Here is a 16,489-nt window from a genome sequence, read left to right on the forward strand (position 1 = left end):
CTGTCCTGATATTTCATCTCCGAAATACCCCGGCCAGCGCCCACACGAATTACTTGGTTAACTTTTTAAAGAGCGGTTGAGCCGTTGCTCAATCAAGGCCGCGTATTCTACATCGTTCCGCCACCCTGTCAACCGTTTATTTTTCGCTGCTTCCGTCTCCGGAAATCGCCGAAAAACTTACCGGCTTACTACCTGTTTGGAGGCGCGCATTCTACAGCGAATCGCTTTCCTGTCAATCGCTTTCTGAAGAATCTTGAAACTCAATTTCTCCAGTTATTTCAATCCGTTACTCCTTCAAGAAGCCGCTGCATCAGTGGCTTGCCCCTCAGAAGAAAGGCGCATTCTACAGACCTGCCCAGAGGTGTCAACGGCTCGTTATCACTTTTCGGTAAATCGACGGCTTACCGTCAAAACTCGGTTTTTACCGCGGTCGCCGCCCGGGTCGCTTTTTCCCTCGCTTCGGCAATTGAACCACCGGTCGCAAGAGCCACACCCATACGCCGGCGCCCTCTCAGTTCAGGTTTACCAAACAGCCTGAGAAAGATATCAGGCTCAGCCAGCGCTTTTTCAAGCCCGGAGTAGGAAACGGCATCGGAATCTCCCTCAGGCAATATCACTGCGGAAGCAGATGGCCCCCACTGGCGTATCGCCGGTATCGGCAGCCCCAGGATCGCGCGGGCATGCAACGCAAATTCTGACAAATCCTGGGAAACCAGGGTAACCAGCCCGGTGTCGTGGGGGCGCGGCGACACTTCGGAGAACCATACCTGGTCGCCCCGAACAAACAGCTCCACCCCATAGACCCCATAGCCACCAAGGTTGCCGGCAACAGCTTCGGCGATTTCCCGGGAACGGGCCAGGGCTTTTTCACTCATTGGCTGCGGCTGCCAGGACTCACGGTAATCCCCGTCTTGCTGACGGTGCCCGATCGGATCACAGAACGAAATGCCGTCGCGATGCTTTACGGTAAGCAAGGTGATTTCGTATTCGAAGTCCACGAACCCCTCAACGATCACCCTCCCCTTGCCGGCGCGACCACCGGTCTGGGCATAATCCCAGGCAGCCTCAATATCATCGCTAGACCTGACCAGGCTTTGCCCCTTGCCGGACGAACTCATGACCGGCTTCACCACCAGGGGCAAACCGACGGCCTCGACCGCCGCGAGATATTCCTCTTTCGATTCCGCGAATCGGTACGGCGATGTAGCAAGCCCGAGCTCCTCGGCGGCCAGGCGACGGATACCTTCCCGGTTCATTGTCAGGTTAACGGCCCGTGCGGTGGGAATCACGTGATAGCCTTCGCGCTCCAGCCTCACCAGTTCGGGAGTGGCGATAGCTTCTATCTCAGGCACAATCAGGTTCGGCTTTTCCGCCTCAATAATGCGGCGAAGGGCCTCTCCATCCAGCATATCGACAACGTGGCTGCGATGGGCAACCTGCATGGCCGGAGCATTGGCATAACGGTCAACCGCGATGACCTCCACGCCAAAGCGCTGAAGCTCGATGACAACTTCCTTGCCCAGCTCTCCGGAACCACAAAAGAGAACCCTGAAGGCGTTTTCTTTCAGAGGAGTACCAATTCGAACTGTGTCAGTCATGATATTGCCTGTCCTGTGTGGTACCTACGAATGCCCAATATTGCCCGGCGACGCCATAAACGCGATTGCCCTAATGAACATAACAATCTAGACCAAAACCTTGCTTTCACGCTCGGCAACTTTTCGCAGCACGTCACGGCGTTCTTCGTTGCTCATCCGAGACCACCGCGTAATTTCCTCTCCGCTGCGATGACAACCAACACAAATGTCATTCTCGTCCAGCGCGCAAATGCTCACACAGGGCGAGCGTACCTTATCGGCGACTTTCATCCTGCCTACCTCACCTGACTGCTTAACCGTGACCAAGTGGAAAACTATGTGGCCCAAAGGCGCTCACTTTAACCTTTCCTGGCCTCTGCTTCTAATACCTGTTCGGTCAGGGGCTCCTCCAGATGTTGCCATACCCCAGATCCGACAGTGGGTACACTAGTGTCCCGTCTGGCTAATTCGCTAATCTACTGCGAATTAGCCAGACGGGACACTGCGGCACGGCGCCGGCCACCGTGCTCGGGAGACGAGAATATCAAACCCCAGGACCTTCATCGTTAGCGGATGTCATTCACCGGGTACCCAGAGCACATCGCCTTTTCCCTTGGCATTCGAATAGCGGGCCATCACGAACAGCAAATCAGACAGGCGGTTCATATACTCCAGCACCGAGGGGCTAATCTCCTGCTCTTCCTTCAACTGAACAATGATCCTCTCAGCCCGGCGAGTCACTGTCCGGGCATGGTGAAGATACGTTGCTGCGGGATTGCCCGCCGGGAGAATGAAAGATCGCAGGGACGGAATATCCGCGTTGAACCGGTCTATTTCCTGCTCAAGCTCAAGGGTCTTGGAGTCTGCAAGCCTGAGTGGCGGATATTTCGGATTTTCCACAACAGGCGTGCAAAGATCGGCACCGACATCAAACAGATCGTTCTGGATGCGTGCCAGGATCCTGTCCAGCGTCTCGTCGACATGCAGCCGCGCCAGGCCAATAACGGCGTTTGCTTCGTCCACCGTGCCGTAGGCTTCCACACGCGGATCGTACTTGGCGACCCGGCTACCATCACCCAGGCCGGTATCGCCCTTATCTCCGGTTTTCGTATATATCTTGGTGAGCCTGACCATTCATTTCTCCCGTGACCCGGTTCCGTCCATCAACGAAGCCGGTCAGATTACAGGTTTTTCCCGGTAGGTTCCCCAAATGCCTTTCAGGGTTTCAACAATATCGCCCATCGAAGCCCCTTCTTTGACCAATTCAATGGTTATGGGCATAAGGTTTACCGTTTCGTCCTCGGCCTGCTCTTTCAACTGCGTGAGCAGACTCTGGACTTTTTCTTCATCGCGATTGTTCCTGACCTTGTTCAGGCGCTCAATCTGCCGGCGCTCGGTTTCCGGATCATGTGGATGGGTTTCAATCTCAACATCCTCTTCCTCCTGGACGAACATATTGACGCCGATGACCGGTCGCTCCCCGCTGGCCTTGCGTAGCGCGAAATCATAGGCCGAATCGGATATGCCTCTCTGGAAGTAGCCATCGTCAATACACTGGAGGGTGCCACCAAGTTCTTCAACCTCATCAAGGATTTTCCAGACTTCCCGCTCAATCTCGTCGGTAAGGCTTTCGACATAGTAGGAACCACCCAATGGATCCACCACCTGGGTGATGTTGGTTTCGTAGGCAATGATCTGCTGGGTCCGAAGGGCGATCCGCATCGCTTCCTCGGTGGGTATGGCAAAGGCCTCATCCATGCCATTGGTGTGCAGCGACTGAGCGCCACCCAGCACAGCAGACAGCGCCTGAAGCGCGGTGCGGATCGGGTTGATCGTGTACTGGGGCTTGGTCAGGGTCGCTGCCGCGGTTTGTGCGTGGAAACGTAACCGGCTGGCCTCGGGTTTCGTGGCGCCGAATTTTCCCCGCATGATCTTGGCGTATACCCGCCTGGCCGCCCGGAACTTGGCAATCTCTTCAAAGAAGTCTGCCTGGCTCACGAAGAAGAACGAGAGACGAGGGCCAAACTCATTGACATCCACCCCGGCGTCAATTGCAGTCTGAACGTACTCCATGGTGGTCGCCATTGTGTACGCCACTTCCTGGACAGCGGTTGAACCGGCTTCCGATATGTGGTAGCCGGAGATGTTGATGGCGTTGTACCGCTTCATGTTCTCGGATCCGTACTGAATGCAGTCACGGACCAGGCGAACCGACGGCCGCACCGGGAATATCCATTCCTTCTGGGCGATATACTCCTTAAGAATGTCGTTCTGGATGGTGCCCGAGAGGTCATTGAGGTCATAGCCGCGCTTCTGCGCCAGCGCAATGTACATGGCGTAGAGTATCCAGGCTGACGGGTTGATCGTCATGGAAACGGAGATTTTTGTCAGGTCAATGTCGTCGAACAACTCCTCCATATCCGCCAAAGTGTCAATGGCGACACCCTCGCGGCCCACTTCACCCTGGCTCATGGAATGACTTGAGTCATACCCCATCAGGGTGGGCATGTCGAAGTCGATCGACAGCCCGGTCTGGCCCTGGGCAATGAGGTATTTGAAGCGCCCGTTGGTTTCCCTGGCCGTGCCGAAACCGGCAATCTGGCGCATTGTCCAGTTCTTGCCACGGTACATGGTGGGGTAGGGTCCCCGGGTGAAGGGATATTGACCGGGAAAACCGACATCCTCGAACGGGGTGTCTTTGACATCCAGCGGCGTATACGTGCGCTTCGTCGGCATCCCCGACGCGGTGGCGTACTCTGACTTACGCTCCGGCGCCCGCTTTATAAAGGACGACACTTCATTCTTTTCCCACTGGTTGAACTCTTCTTCAATATGCCTGAGTGCGGCGGGGTCATACTGGTCAGTGTGATTCATGAATCGTCTCCTTCATGGCTTTTAGCAGGATCACCGCCGCGCCGTGGGGGTCCAGTTCGCGCTGGGTAACCTTTTGGAGCAGCTCTTCGGTTTGTGACCTGCTGTCACGTACAAAATTGTCCCGGACGATCCCTTCGGCGACCTTTACTACCCGGGTTAGAGCAATCTGGCGACGCCGTTCGGTGATTTCGCCACTTCGCTCCAGGTGCTCCGCATGACGATCAATCGCGGCCATCAGTTCGCCAAAACCGGTGTGCTTTTCAGAACTGGTCGGCACCACCGGCACCCGCCAGATGCCCTCACCCGGCTCCAAGCTCATCATCAGCATGGCCTTGAGTTCCTGGATGGTTTTGTTGGAGTCCGGCCGGTCGGCCTTACTCACCACATGAACATCGGCTATCTCAAGCACCCCTGCCTTGATGGCCTGAATGTCATCGCCCAGGCCAGGCGCATTGACAACCACCGTGGTATGAGCCGCACGCACAATATCAACTTCATCCTGGCCCACTCCGACCGTCTCGATCAGGACCACGTCAAACCCACCTGCATCCAGGAGGTCGACGGCGTCCAGGGCCGGTCTGGCCAGGCCACCGAGGGTTCCCCGGGTGGCCATGCTGCGAATAAATACCCCGGGGTCGGAAACCAGATCTCCCATGCGGATACGATCACCGAGGATCGCACCACCGGAAAACGGGCTTGAGGGGTCAATGGCAACGACACCGACGGTACGGCCACTGGCCCGGTATTCATGGACCAGTTGTGTAACGAGGGTCGACTTCCCTGCCCCGGGCACACCGGTAATGCCCACCACTTGAGCGCGGCCGGTGCTCTTGTAGAGCTTCGCCAGGGCCTGGCGCACGTCGGGGTCGCCGCCACTTTCAACGCGGGTAATCAGCCTGGCGATGGCACGGGGATGCCCCTCTCCCACCCGTTCCGCCAGCGCCATCGAGGATATGCGGTTAATCATCTAACCCCCACGTTTCTGGTTAAGGCTGTGGTAAAGGTCCCGGTCGTCAACCACCCGCTGGGCCTTGAAGTCGGTGCGTGGAAAGGTGTCCGGCTCGACCATCACAACCCTTGCCCGGACACCCAGCACGCGACTGAATTCGACCTCTACCCGTTCTGACAACGCTCTGACTGCATCCGGGCCCTTGCTCGCGGTCTCTTGGTCAAATTCTGCCTGCACCGCCAACTCGTCCATTGAGCCACCGCGGGAAATGATGATCCGGTGCTCACCACCATAACCCGCAAGGCCTTCCAGAATTTCAGCAATGGCGCTGGGGTACACGTTTTCACCCCGAATCTGGAACATGTCATCGATACGCCCGTAAATTCCTTTCGGCAGTCTCGGATAGGTTCGGCCACAGGGATTGTCTTCCATCACCCAGTGAGTCAGGTCACCAGAGACCATCCGGATCATCGGCTGGGAGGTTCGCTCAAGGTGGGTGTAAATAGGGGTGCCTTGCTCACCGAAAGGAACACGACGATTGGTGTCCGGGTCCGCCACTTCGGTGTAGACAATGTCCTGCCACAGCAGCATGCCCTTAGTGTCGGCACTGCCGGACGCATGCATCCAGGGCGTCAACTCGGCCATGGTTCCGCAGTCAACCACCTTCGCTCCGTAGATATCCTGAATCTTGTCCCGGATGGAGGGAATGGAACCACCCGGCTCACCGGAAAAGAACAGCACCCTGATACCGAACTCCCTGGGATCAATTCCTTCTTCACGGGCTACTTCCGCCAGCCTCAGCGCATAGGAAGGTGTGGAGTAGAGTCCAGCGGGTTTCATCATCCCTAACCAGGTAATCGCTCGCGCCGTCATTCCGGGAGCACCGGCGCCAAACGGGAAGGCTTTGCAGCCTAAACGCTCCGCACCGATCAACGCGCCCCAGGATCCCATATAGAGACTCAGAATGGCGGCGACAAACACTGTATCTCCCGGCCGCAGACCCATGCCCCACATGATCCGGGCATGGTTGTTGGCAATGGTCTCCCAGTCACGCCGGGAAATACCAAAAGCGGTAGGCCGGCCGGTTGTGCCAGAGGTGCCGTGGATATGGTGGATCTCGCTTTCAGGGCAGCAAAGATAGTCCCCGAATGGCGGTTTTTTGGCCTGGGAGTCACGCAGTTCCTGCTTGGTAACGGCGGGAACCTGTTCGAAGTCTGCAAGGGTACGGATGTCGTTGGCCTTTATACCGGCCTCGTCCCATTTGCCTTGGTAAAATGGCGAGTGATCGTAAGCATAGGTCATCACTTCACGGATGCGCGCAACAATTAACTCATCTCGTTTTTCAGGATCCATCGTTTCGCGATCCCGAAACCAGTAACGACTGCTCGGGTCAGGAAAATAGTCGTCGCTGTAACTGGGGGGGAAATTCCACTCTTCCATCGGAGACTCCTGGTGTTGTTATAGGTTGTCATCTGAGGAAATCTGTTTTGAGCGCCCGGCTTTACCCGACCGCCATAGTGCCGGATTTATCGGGCACCACGGTCTGCGACCAATTGCCGGAACGAATCAATGATTTCCTGGGGAGGAGTGTCCTGCAGAAGAATCTTGTGAACGCCCATCCGGTACAGCTCTTCAACGTCATCGTCCGGGATGACACCACCACCCGCAACGATCATGTCTTCCGCCTCCCTGTCTTTCAGAAGCTCCAGTACCTTGGGGAAAATATGCATGTGCGCACCCGAGAGCAAGCTGATACCCAGAATATCGACATCCTCCTGGATAGCGGCATCGACTACTTCCTCGGGCGTTCGATGCAGCCCGGTATACACCACATCCATGCCGGCATCTCTTAGAGCGCGCGCGACCACCTTTATGCCTCGGTCATGGCCATCAAGACCGATCTTTGCCAGCATTACCCGAATCACACCTGCATTATTGTCATTGTTTTGCATCGCATTCTCCTTGGATTAACCAGTCGCGCCACCGCTTCTTTTCAGAGGTTCACGGGAGTCATGAATTTCTTGCTGAAGCCACTTTGATGCGGTTTCAACATGCTGCCTCGCAAGGGTTTCAGCCATCCGGGCATCACCGGCCAATACTGCATCGAGTATTGCCGCATGCTCTTCCCAGATCTGTTTCTGGTTTTTTTCCACGATCAGGATGTCACTCATAACACGCCTTACATGGTTCCAATGGGCCTCCATTGAATCCAGAATGAAGGTGTTTCCCGCCAGCTCATAGATGAAGCCGTGAAAGCGCATATCCGCGTCGATAAGAGCGGGAAGGTCGTTTGCCTTTCCTGCTGCATAGCCATCCTCGATAATGGTCTCACCACGCTTTTGCCACCCGGCATCCGCCCGCAGGGCGGCGAGCCCTGCGCTGACCAGGTCAATGCCGCACCGAAATTCGTACAACTGCGCGACAAAGTTCTCATCAAGTACGGAAACCATCAGGCCCCGACGCCCCACGGCGGAGAGGAAACCGTCATCGCGTAGTCGCTGCATTGCCTGGCTCACCGGCAACCGTGAGACATCCAGCCTTTCGGCCAGGCTTTCCTGGGTAACCCGCTCACCCGGCCTGAGCAAACCTTCAACGATGGCATCAACCACCGAATCGTAAATGAGCTCAGGAAGGTTCTTCTCGGTTTGGATTTTCTTCATTGAACAAACTCCACGACACAGCTCCTTCGATATCGTTTGCATACAGTATTCACCATGTAATACCCGTTCATTGTTCAACCATATTAGACATTAGTCTTATCTTTGGATATTTTTTTGAGCGCAACCAGGCCCCCGCCGTTATTTTTCAAACGGCGGGAACCAGAGAGAACACCTGAGATAGAAAGAGAGGGAGGGGGAAATCAGTGAACGAATAGAAGACCGAAAGATTCGGTCAGCCGTCTTCGGGCGGTTCAAGAAGATCAATTCCGGCATCGTACACAGCGTTGAGAAAATCCACCAGAACCACTGCGGACAGCCCCCATATCTGATAACGCTCCCAACGGTAGCAGGGCACGTAAAACGTATGGTTCAGAAAATTCAAAGCGTCGGTTCTTTCCCGCCTGTCTTCCAGAAAAAAGGACAGCGGCACCCGGAATACGCTTTCAATCTCATGAGGGTTAGGCTTCAGGGGATGGTCACCGGGAATCACGCCAACATACGGAGTAACCAGAATTCCGTAACGGGACATCACCTGGCTGAGCGGAGCGATAATCTGCACCTGATCCGGCGGCAAACCAATCTCTTCGTGGGTTTCCCGCAACGCCGTCGCCGCAAGGGAGGAGTCGCCGGGATCACGTTTTCCGCCCGGGTAGGCCACCTGCCCCCGGTGCGTGCTCAGATTTTCAGACCTGAGCGTAAAGATCATTTCGGGGTTTCGATGATCATCGGTTACAGGTACCAGAATACCGGCTTCGGGATAATCCAGGGCAAGCTGTCTGGGCGCATAGCCGGCCAGGCGCTCGGCAAGTAGATCACGCAAGTTTTGTCTCCAAAGTACACCCTGAGGTTGAATGAGACAGCGGCAGCCGGGATCGTTAAACTGACTACCAAACCAATAAAGTATACGGGGAAAATCATGAAGTACTGCAGCACATGCGGCCACCCGGTTGAACAACGCATCCCCGAAGGCGATAACCGGCACCGCTATGTCTGTGTCAGTTGCAATACCATACATTACCAGAACCCGCGCATTGTCGCCGGCACGGTTCCTGTCTGGGAAGGAAAGATACTCCTGTGCCGGCGGGCCATCGAACCGCGTTACGGCTACTGGACACTACCGGCCGGCTTCATGGAGAACGCCGAAACCACCATTGAAGCCGCGGAACGGGAAACCCTTGAGGAAGCACTGGCAGAGGTCAACATCGAGGGTCTCTACTCCATCATCGATGTTCCCCACATCAACCAGGTGCACATGTTCTATCGTGCTACCCTGAAGGACGGACAATTCGGTGCCGGTGAGGAGTCCCTGGAATCCAGGTTGTTCGAACTGAATGACATTCCCTGGGACGAGATCTCCTTCCCAACCGTGAAGCGAACCCTGGAGCTGTTCCTCACCGATTACAGGAGTGAGTCGTTCGGTGTTCATGTCAGTGATATCCGTCACCCGATGGCAAGAGATCGCCAGTAAAGCAGCCGGCTACAAATTCTCAAGGCGATAAATCTCATAAGCGGGCTCTTCATAAGGATGAGCCCGCTTCAGCGCAGCAAGGGCATCTTTGATCAAAGCATCCTCGCAAACCAGCTCCACCTTGTATTCATCCACCGCTTCAACCTCACCGGCCTTCCCCAGGAAAGGGTTACTCCCTTCCAGCGGGCGAAACTGCCCCCTGCCGAGACATTGCCAGGCGCAATGGTCGTAATCGCCAATCCGGCCCGCTCCGGCATCAAACAGCGCCTGCTTTGTCTGTTCGACATGAGTTTCCGGGACGAAATAACACATCTTGTACATCGAAAGCCCCCTTGTGATCGGATATTTTTTGTACAGATTAATAGCTTAGACACTTACCCACAGAATCTGTGGATAACTCTGGGGAAAGTTTTGGGGAACAAGCCCTCAAACCCCGCAACCACTGAACTCCCGTTAAATTGGCGACAAAATCGCCTGATTGTTTTGTGTCATATTTTTCAATGACTTATAGGTTTTCAGAAAAAGCTGAACCGGAATCCACGTTTTTGCTCACAGAACAAACAGGAAGGCACCACGAGTGTGCATAAAAATACTCAGTCAAGGGATTTTTTACCAATTTTTCGGATTTTTATCTTGAAAAACGCGGAAAAACACAGCGGCAAATAAAAAGCCGGCTTTGGAGTAAACGCTTCTTGCAAACGCCTCCAAAACCGGCTTGTTTCCCAGCCGATTAATCAGCCGAACCAGCGCCTCGCATTCCTGAACATCCGGATCCAGGAACCGTCTTCCTGCCACCCGGTGGGGTGCCAGGAATGCTGTACAGCGCGGAACACACGCTCAGGGTGAGGCATCATGATGGTCACACGACCGTCACGGGTAGTAACCCCGGTAATGCCGGCCTCTGAGCCGTTCGGGTTGTAGGGGTAGCGCACAGTTGCTTCACCCCGGTTATCCACATAACGCAGGACCACCAGTTCATTCTCAGACAAGCCCGCCGCAGATCTCCCGCCTGCAAACTCAACCCTGCCCTCACCATGAGCGACCGCGATAGGCATACGTGAACCGGCCATACCATCCATGAAGGCAGACGGCGACGGCATCACTTCAACCATCGCCAGGCGAGCCTCAAACTGCTCGGACTGATTGCGCACAAAACGCGGCCAGCCTTCACTACCGGGAATCAGCTCATGCAGATTGGAGAGCATCTGGCACCCGTTACAGACGCCAAGTGCCAGGGTGTCCTGCCGGTTAAAGAAAGCCGCGAACTGATCCCGGACACGGTCGCTGAACAGGATCGACTTGGCCCAGCCTTCGCCGGCACCCAGAACGTCACCGTAGGAGAAGCCGCCACAGGCCACCAGGCTGTTAAACCCATCCAGAGTCACGCGGCCAGAGAGCAGATCACTCATGTGCACATCGACAGACTCGAAGCCAGCGTGATCAAATGCGGCCGCCATCTCCACTTGCCCGTTCACACCCTGTTCGCGCAGAACAGCCACCTTCGGACGCGCACCCTTGTTGATGTAAGGTGCCGCCACATCGTCATTGATATCATAGGAAAGTTCGGCGTGAAGGCCCGGATCTCCGGCATCCAGCAGGTTATCAAACTCTTCCCGGGCGCAATCGGCATTGTCGCGCAGGGACTGGATACGGTAGCTCGTTTCAGCCCATAGGCGCTGCAACTCAACACGCGCCTCATCAACAACCGTCAAGCCTTCAAAAGTCAGGCGCAGCCGGTCAGTGTCGTTCGGGCTGCCAATGACGCTGATGCAATCTCCAAGTCCGGCCGCAGAGAACTGCTGCAGCACAAAACCGGTGTCGTCCCGGCGCACCTGGATAACGGCGCCCAGCTCTTCGTTGAACAGCTCCCGTGCAAACTGGGCGCGGTCTTCCGCCAGACCATCCAGCTTGATGTCGACCCCGGAGTGGCCGGCAAAGCACATTTCCGCCAGAGTCACGAACAGGCCGCCATCCGACCGGTCGTGGTAGGCCAGAAGCTTGTCGTCCGCGTTCAGGCCCTGGATCACCGCGAAGAACGCCTTGATATCCTCTGGGTCGTCCAGATCCGGCGCTACCGCCCCGACCGCACGATAAACCTGAGTCAGCGCAGAGCCGCCCAGGCGGTTCTGGCCAGCGGCGAGATCCACCAGGATCAGATCGGTTTCGCCGGCCTCTTTCACCAGTTGCGGTGTCAGGGTTTTTGCAACATCAGTGACCGGTGCAAAGCCGCTGACAATCAGCGAAAGCGGCGCAGTTACACTCTTCTGCTCACCGTTATCCTCTTCCCACATGGTCTTCATGGACATGGAGTCCTTGCCGACCGGGATCGTAATTCCGAGCTGCGGGCAAAGTTCCATGCCCACCGCGCGAACCGTCTCATAAAGGTTTTCGTCTTCGCCCGGGTGGCCTGCTGCGGCCATCCAGTTGGCGGACAATCGGATGTCGGACAGCTTGCCGATTGGCGCCGCAGCCAGATTGGTAATCACCTCACCCACGGCCATACGGCCGGATGCCGGCGCATCAATCGTGGCAACCGGCGTACGCTCGCCCATGGCCATGGCTTCACCGGTGCGGACATCAAATGAGCTGGCAGTGACTGCCACGTCGGCGACCGGAACCTGCCAGGGCCCCACCATCTGGTCACGGGCAACCAGGCCGGTAATTGTCCGGTCACCGATGGTAATCAGGAAGCTCTTGGAGCCCACGGACGGCAGGCGAAGAACCCGGCGGATGGCATCGTGCAGATCAACCTTGGTGGAATCAAAAACCGGTTTGGTGAACGAAACGCGGCTGATGCTGCGGTGCATGCGGGGCGGCTTGCCAAACAGCACTTCCATGGGCAGATCAACGGGCTTGTCATCAAAATAGGAATCGCCGAGCTCAAGATGGTGCGCTTCGGTCGCCTCACCAATCACCGCATAGGGGCAGCGCTCGCGGCGGCAGAGGGCATCGAACAGCTCCAGATTTTCAGCCGCCACGGCCATGACATAACGTTCCTGGGATTCGTTACACCAGATCTCCAGTGGAGACATGCCCGGCTCGTCGCTCGGAATATCCCGCAGCTCGAACCTGCCACCCCGGCCGCCATCTTTTACCAACTCCGGCATGGCGTTGGAGAGACCGCCGGCGCCAACATCATGAATAAACGCGATGGGGTTTCTGTCACCCATCTGCCAGCAACGGTCGATCACTTCCTGACAGCGGCGCTCCATTTCAGGGTTATCACGCTGTACCGACGCAAAATCGAGATTTTCATTACTGGAGCCAGAATCCATGGAGGAGGCGGCACCACCCCCGAGGCCGATCAGCATGGACGGCCCGCCGAGGACAATAAGCCTGGCCCCCACCGGAATATTGCCCTTCTCCACATGCTCTTCACGAATATTACCGAGGCCGCCGGCAATCATGATGGGCTTATGGTAACCGCGCACTTCCTCACCGGCAGCCCCGGGCACCTTCTGTTCAAACGTTCGGAAATAGCCGGCCAGATTGGGGCGGCCAAATTCGTTATTGAACGCGGCGCCACCAATCGGGCCTTCGATCATGATGTCGAGGGCCGAGGCAATCCGCTCCGGCTTGCCATAATTGATTTCCCAGGGCTGGGGATCATCCAGGAGGTGCAGGTTAGAGACCGAAAAGCCTGCCAAACCTGCCTTGGGCTTGGAACCACGGCCGGTCGCACCCTCGTCCCGGATTTCGCCGCCGGAACCGGTCGCCGCACCGGCCGCCGGCGCAATGGCCGTCGGGTGGTTATGGGTCTCCACTTTCATCAGAATGTGGATGTCTTCCTCATGATAGCCGTATACACCGGTCTCAGGGTCCGGGTAGAAACGGCCACCACGACTACCCCGAATAACAGAAGCGTTGTCCTTGTAGGCTGAGAGAACACCTTCGCTGTTCATTTCATAGGTGTTGCGGATCATGGCAAACAGGGATTTTTCCTGGCCCTCGCCGTCGATGTCCCAGGAGGCATTGAAAATCTTGTGCCGGCAATGCTCCGAGTTGGCCTGGGCGAACATCATCAGTTCAACATCCGTCGGATCCCGCTCAAGCTCCGTAAAGGATTTGACCAGGTAGTCAACCTCATCTTCTGCAAGCGCCAGCCCGAGACGTGAGTTTGCCTCCACCAGCGCATCCCGCCCCCCAGCCAGGACCGGAACCCGCTCAAGGAGCCGTGGCTCTTCATGGCTGAACAGCAATTCCGCGCCGCCCGTTTCGTGAAACACCTTCTGGGTCATGCGGTCGTGCAGCAGGGTGGCAATTTTCTCACGCTGTGCCAGACCCAGCTTGCGGCCAGACCTCACATAGTAGGCGGTACCTCGCTCGATCCGGCGAATCTGCCGAAGCCCGCAGTTCCGGGCAATGTCTGTCGCCTTGCTGGACCAGGGCGAGAGGGTACCGGGGCGTGGCACAACCAGGAACAGCACACCATCCGGCTCTTCCACTGGCACACTGGGCCCGTAGGTCAGAAGCCGGTCGAGTATGGCCTGCTCGGATTCGGAAAGGTCGGCCTCCAGATCAACGAAGTGCATGAACTCTGCATAGACATGCACGATTTCAGGCACGATTTCCTGAATCCGGGAATGCAATTTGCGGGAGCGAAATGGCGAGAGCGCGGGTGCGCCGCGAAGTTCAAGCATGATATCAACCTGTATCGCGCGAAACGGGGAAGCCTGGGTGCAATTTGAAAGGCCGCCATGATACTCGAAAGCGGGGTCAGGATACAGCGCTGGAAACGTTAACCCCGAACCGTACAATTGACATTGTTTTGCATGTTTATTAACCAGATTTATTGACCAGACCTCCGACACCAAGGATCATCTTGGGGTGGAAAGGGAATCCACTCTCGGGATGGAAAAGGATACGGTGCTCTCGCGTTCGCCGTAACCAGATGATCCAGCTATAACGGAGACCATGGATTTGTCGAGATTTCGTACTGCGATTGCAGGCGCACCTGCCAGGACGCTTCTTCTCCTTGGTGCGGCTCTTATTATTACCGGTTGCTCACGACCCACCACCCTCCAGGAAATCCGGGAAGAGGGTGTTCTGCACGTTATCACCCGCCTCGCGCCCTCGATCTATGTTGAAGGAGAGGACGGGCCGACCGGCTACGACTATGAATTGGCAAAGCTCTTTGCCGAAGATCTGGGCGTAAAACTCCGCATTCGCGTTGCCGAAGACAATACAGAAATCCTCTCGGTGCTGGAAAAAAACTACGCCCATATCGGCATGGCCGGGCTCTCCGGGCAACCGGCGCATGCCAGCCAGTATCACACGGTACCAACCGGCATTACCGCTCAGTCCGTTCTGGTCTACAACCGAGACGTCGAAGGCCCTGACTCCCAGGCTGATCTTGCCGGAAAACCACTCCACGTTGTTGCCGAAAGCAACCACGAGGACTCGCTCACCGAGGCACTGACGGAAATCCCTGACCTGCAGTGGCAAGTCCACCCCGGCCTGGATGCCGCAGGGGTACTGACCCGGGTCGAAAGCGGAGAATTTCCGTACGCGATCATCTCCTCCAACGAACTGGACCTGAATCGCGTCTTCTATCCCATGGTGAAAGAGGCCTTTGCCATCGGGAAACCCCGCAAGCTTGCCTGGTTCTTTCCCGCAGCCCAGGACAAATCACTGGCCACCGCCGCTGGGGAGTTCCTGGAAAAGCTCAGGGCCAACGGCACTCTGGCCCAGATTTCCGAACGCTTTTACGGTCATCTCGACCGCCTGAATTATGTCGGGGCGCGCACCTTCATGCACCACGTGGAAAACCGGTTGCCCAAATACGAGTCCCTGTTCCGTGACTATGCCAGGGATTTCAGCATGGACTGGCGACTGCTCGCCGCCATCGGCTACCAGGAATCCCATTGGCGTCCCAACGCCGTATCGCCCACGGGCGTGAGGGGGTTAATGATGCTGACACGCAACACCGCCAGCCACATCGGCATCAACAACCGGCTGGATGCGGAAGAGAGCATTCAGGGCGGCGCCAAGTATTTCAAGATCGTGCATGAAAAAATCCCGGAGCGAATCCCGGAACCGGACCGGACCTGGTTTGCCCTGGCCTCCTATAATGTCGGCTTCGGGCACCTCGAGGATGCCAGAAGGCTAACGGAAGGCGCTGGAAAGGACCCCGACCGGTGGATGGACGTAAAAGAATTCCTGCCATTGCTGGCCCAGAAGGAGTGGTACACGAAAACCCGTTTCGGTTATGCCCGGGGCCAGGAGCCGGTGGTCTACGTTCAGAACATCCGGCGTTACTATGATGTGCTGGCCCGCCTCAACGAACCGGGCACGCCGCCAGCTCCCACGGAAAAACCGCAATTCGTTCAGATGGAAGAACAAGGAGAGAACGACAATCCGGCACAGGATGTATACCCGGACGCCAGGCTCAGGGCGGGCCTGCCGCCGGAACTGGGCATGATCCCACCCACCCTCTGAGCCACCGACTGCAAACGGCTACGGTGAACGGGCCTCCAGGGCTCTCTCCACTTGAGCGGCCGAAAACCCGCGGCGGTTAAGAAAACGTGCCTGGCGAAGCTTCTCGTCCCGGTCTTCGCCGAGATCAGCCAGACCAAACCGTTTCTTCCTGAGACCGATGGCCTTCTGACACCAGTCCTCCTCGGTCATTTCATCCAGGCATACCGGGCTGCGGTGAACCCCGCGTTGCTGGAGTTCCCCAAGAATTCGCAAGGGCCCATAGCCCAGATCCATTCGCTGGCGGGCATAGACATCGGCAAAGCGGTTATCGTCGAGCCAGCCTTCACTCTCGTATTCGTCGAGTACAGACTCGATAATGTCGCCCGGGACCTTCCTCTGGCGGAGTTTCAGATGCAATTCCAGACGGCTTTGCTCCCTCCTGGCCAGCAGCCTGAGGGCCGTTGCCCGAGCCTTGTACTCCTGATCGTCCTGATTTTCCTGTTTTGCCATACAGACCCTTTTCGCATACGCATACAAAACGCTA

The 16,489-nt window shown here is 56.6% G+C and carries 14 protein-coding genes; 2 read left to right on the forward strand and 12 right to left on the reverse strand.

Features of this window, described 5'->3' with window-relative positions:
- Nucleotides 1-407: 407 nt before the first annotated feature.
- The 9 genes from purT to QPL96_RS15800 all read right to left on the reverse strand — a co-directional run bounded on the left by purT (nt 408) and on the right by QPL96_RS15800 (nt 8,880).
- Entirely contained in the window at nt 408-1,598 is a 1,191-nt protein-coding gene (gene purT / locus QPL96_RS15760) for a formate-dependent phosphoribosylglycinamide formyltransferase (RefSeq protein ID WP_303288265.1), read from the reverse strand.
- 87 nt (nt 1,599-1,685) lie between these two features.
- Nucleotides 1,686-1,868, reverse strand: a complete 183-nt coding sequence (locus tag QPL96_RS15765; protein WP_117620485.1) for a DUF1289 domain-containing protein — start codon at nt 1,866-1,868, stop codon at nt 1,686-1,688.
- A gap of 285 nt (nt 1,869-2,153) precedes the next feature.
- A complete protein-coding gene (locus tag QPL96_RS15770; protein WP_117620134.1) occupies nt 2,154-2,711 on the reverse strand; it encodes a cob(I)yrinic acid a,c-diamide adenosyltransferase in 558 nt (185 codons plus the stop codon).
- 42 nt (nt 2,712-2,753) lie between these two features.
- Entirely contained in the window at nt 2,754-4,451 is a 1,698-nt protein-coding gene (locus tag QPL96_RS15775) for a methylmalonyl-CoA mutase family protein (RefSeq protein WP_303288266.1), read from the reverse strand.
- Nucleotides 4,438-5,418, reverse strand: coding sequence for a methylmalonyl Co-A mutase-associated GTPase MeaB (gene meaB / locus QPL96_RS15780; RefSeq protein WP_303288267.1), 981 nt, complete (start codon nt 5,416-5,418; stop codon nt 4,438-4,440). The genes QPL96_RS15775 and meaB overlap by 14 nt, the downstream gene beginning before the upstream one ends.
- Nucleotides 5,419-6,840 (reverse strand): phenylacetate--CoA ligase family protein, encoded by a 1,422-nt coding sequence (locus QPL96_RS15785; protein ID WP_303288268.1) that lies wholly within the window; start codon nt 6,838-6,840, stop codon nt 5,419-5,421.
- Between the two features lie 86 nt (nt 6,841-6,926).
- Nucleotides 6,927-7,352, reverse strand: a complete 426-nt coding sequence (locus QPL96_RS15790) for a cobalamin B12-binding domain-containing protein (protein WP_303288269.1) — start codon at nt 7,350-7,352, stop codon at nt 6,927-6,929.
- Nucleotides 7,353-7,367: 15 nt separating this feature from the next.
- Nucleotides 7,368-8,060: a GntR family transcriptional regulator gene (locus QPL96_RS15795; RefSeq protein ID WP_303288270.1), complete on the reverse strand. Its 693-nt coding sequence runs from the start codon at nt 8,058-8,060 to the stop codon at nt 7,368-7,370.
- 232 nt (nt 8,061-8,292) lie between these two features.
- Nucleotides 8,293-8,880, reverse strand: a complete 588-nt coding sequence (locus QPL96_RS15800) for a CoA pyrophosphatase (RefSeq protein WP_303288271.1) — start codon at nt 8,878-8,880, stop codon at nt 8,293-8,295.
- Nucleotides 8,881-8,976: 96 nt separating this feature from the next.
- On the opposite strand from QPL96_RS15800, the gene QPL96_RS15805 reads away from it, so the two are divergent.
- Nucleotides 8,977-9,528: an NUDIX hydrolase gene (locus tag QPL96_RS15805; RefSeq protein WP_303288272.1), complete on the forward strand. Its 552-nt coding sequence runs from the start codon at nt 8,977-8,979 to the stop codon at nt 9,526-9,528.
- A gap of 9 nt (nt 9,529-9,537) precedes the next feature.
- Here the strand turns inward: QPL96_RS15805 and QPL96_RS15810 are convergent, their stop codons facing one another.
- Both QPL96_RS15810 and purL read right to left on the reverse strand, forming a co-directional pair.
- The gene (locus QPL96_RS15810; RefSeq protein ID WP_303288273.1) at nt 9,538-9,849 is read right to left on the reverse strand and encodes a YqfO family protein; all 312 of its coding nucleotides are present in this window, start codon (nt 9,847-9,849) and stop codon (nt 9,538-9,540) included.
- Nucleotides 9,850-10,262: 413 nt separating this feature from the next.
- The gene (gene purL / locus QPL96_RS15815) at nt 10,263-14,168 is read right to left on the reverse strand and encodes a phosphoribosylformylglycinamidine synthase (protein WP_303288274.1); all 3,906 of its coding nucleotides are present in this window, start codon (nt 14,166-14,168) and stop codon (nt 10,263-10,265) included.
- A gap of 274 nt (nt 14,169-14,442) precedes the next feature.
- On the opposite strand from purL, the gene mltF reads away from it, so the two are divergent.
- On the forward strand, nt 14,443-15,966 hold the full coding sequence (mltF, locus tag QPL96_RS15820) for a membrane-bound lytic murein transglycosylase MltF (protein ID WP_303288275.1): 1,524 nt from the start codon (nt 14,443-14,445) through the stop codon (nt 15,964-15,966).
- A gap of 18 nt (nt 15,967-15,984) precedes the next feature.
- Here mltF and QPL96_RS15825 read toward each other — a convergent pair whose 3' ends face one another.
- Complete coding sequence (locus QPL96_RS15825) at nt 15,985-16,455, reverse strand: regulatory protein RecX (protein ID WP_303288276.1); 471 nt, start codon at nt 16,453-16,455, stop codon at nt 15,985-15,987.
- Nucleotides 16,456-16,489 lie beyond the last annotated feature (34 nt).

Source organism: Marinobacter sp. SS8-8, assembly GCF_030540945.1.
Taxonomy (GTDB): Bacteria; Pseudomonadota; Gammaproteobacteria; order Pseudomonadales; family Oleiphilaceae; genus Marinobacter.

Bases quoted from the DNA above. Each gene is read 5' to 3' on its own strand.
- mltF (WP_303288275.1), top strand. From the start codon at position 14,443: ATGGATTTGTCGAGATTTCGTACTGCGATTGCAGGCGCACCTGCCAGG.
- meaB (WP_303288267.1), bottom strand. From the start codon at position 5,418: ATGATTAACCGCATATCCTCGATGGCGCTGGCGGAACGGGTGGGAGAG.
- QPL96_RS15765 (WP_117620485.1), bottom strand. From the start codon at position 1,868: ATGAAAGTCGCCGATAAGGTACGCTCGCCCTGTGTGAGCATTTGCGCG.
- QPL96_RS15785 (WP_303288268.1), bottom strand. From the start codon at position 6,840: ATGGAAGAGTGGAATTTCCCCCCCAGTTACAGCGACGACTATTTTCCT.
- purT (WP_303288265.1), bottom strand. From the start codon at position 1,598: ATGACTGACACAGTTCGAATTGGTACTCCTCTGAAAGAAAACGCCTTC.
- purL (WP_303288274.1), bottom strand. From the start codon at position 14,168: ATGCTTGAACTTCGCGGCGCACCCGCGCTCTCGCCATTTCGCTCCCGC.
- QPL96_RS15775 (WP_303288266.1), bottom strand. From the start codon at position 4,451: ATGAATCACACTGACCAGTATGACCCCGCCGCACTCAGGCATATTGAA.
- QPL96_RS15770 (WP_117620134.1), bottom strand. From the start codon at position 2,711: ATGGTCAGGCTCACCAAGATATATACGAAAACCGGAGATAAGGGCGAT.
- QPL96_RS15810 (WP_303288273.1), bottom strand. From the start codon at position 9,849: ATGTACAAGATGTGTTATTTCGTCCCGGAAACTCATGTCGAACAGACA.
- QPL96_RS15825 (WP_303288276.1), bottom strand. From the start codon at position 16,455: ATGGCAAAACAGGAAAATCAGGACGATCAGGAGTACAAGGCTCGGGCA.
- QPL96_RS15790 (WP_303288269.1), bottom strand. From the start codon at position 7,352: ATGCAAAACAATGACAATAATGCAGGTGTGATTCGGGTAATGCTGGCA.
- QPL96_RS15795 (WP_303288270.1), bottom strand. From the start codon at position 8,060: ATGAAGAAAATCCAAACCGAGAAGAACCTTCCTGAGCTCATTTACGAT.
- QPL96_RS15805 (WP_303288272.1), top strand. From the start codon at position 8,977: ATGAAGTACTGCAGCACATGCGGCCACCCGGTTGAACAACGCATCCCC.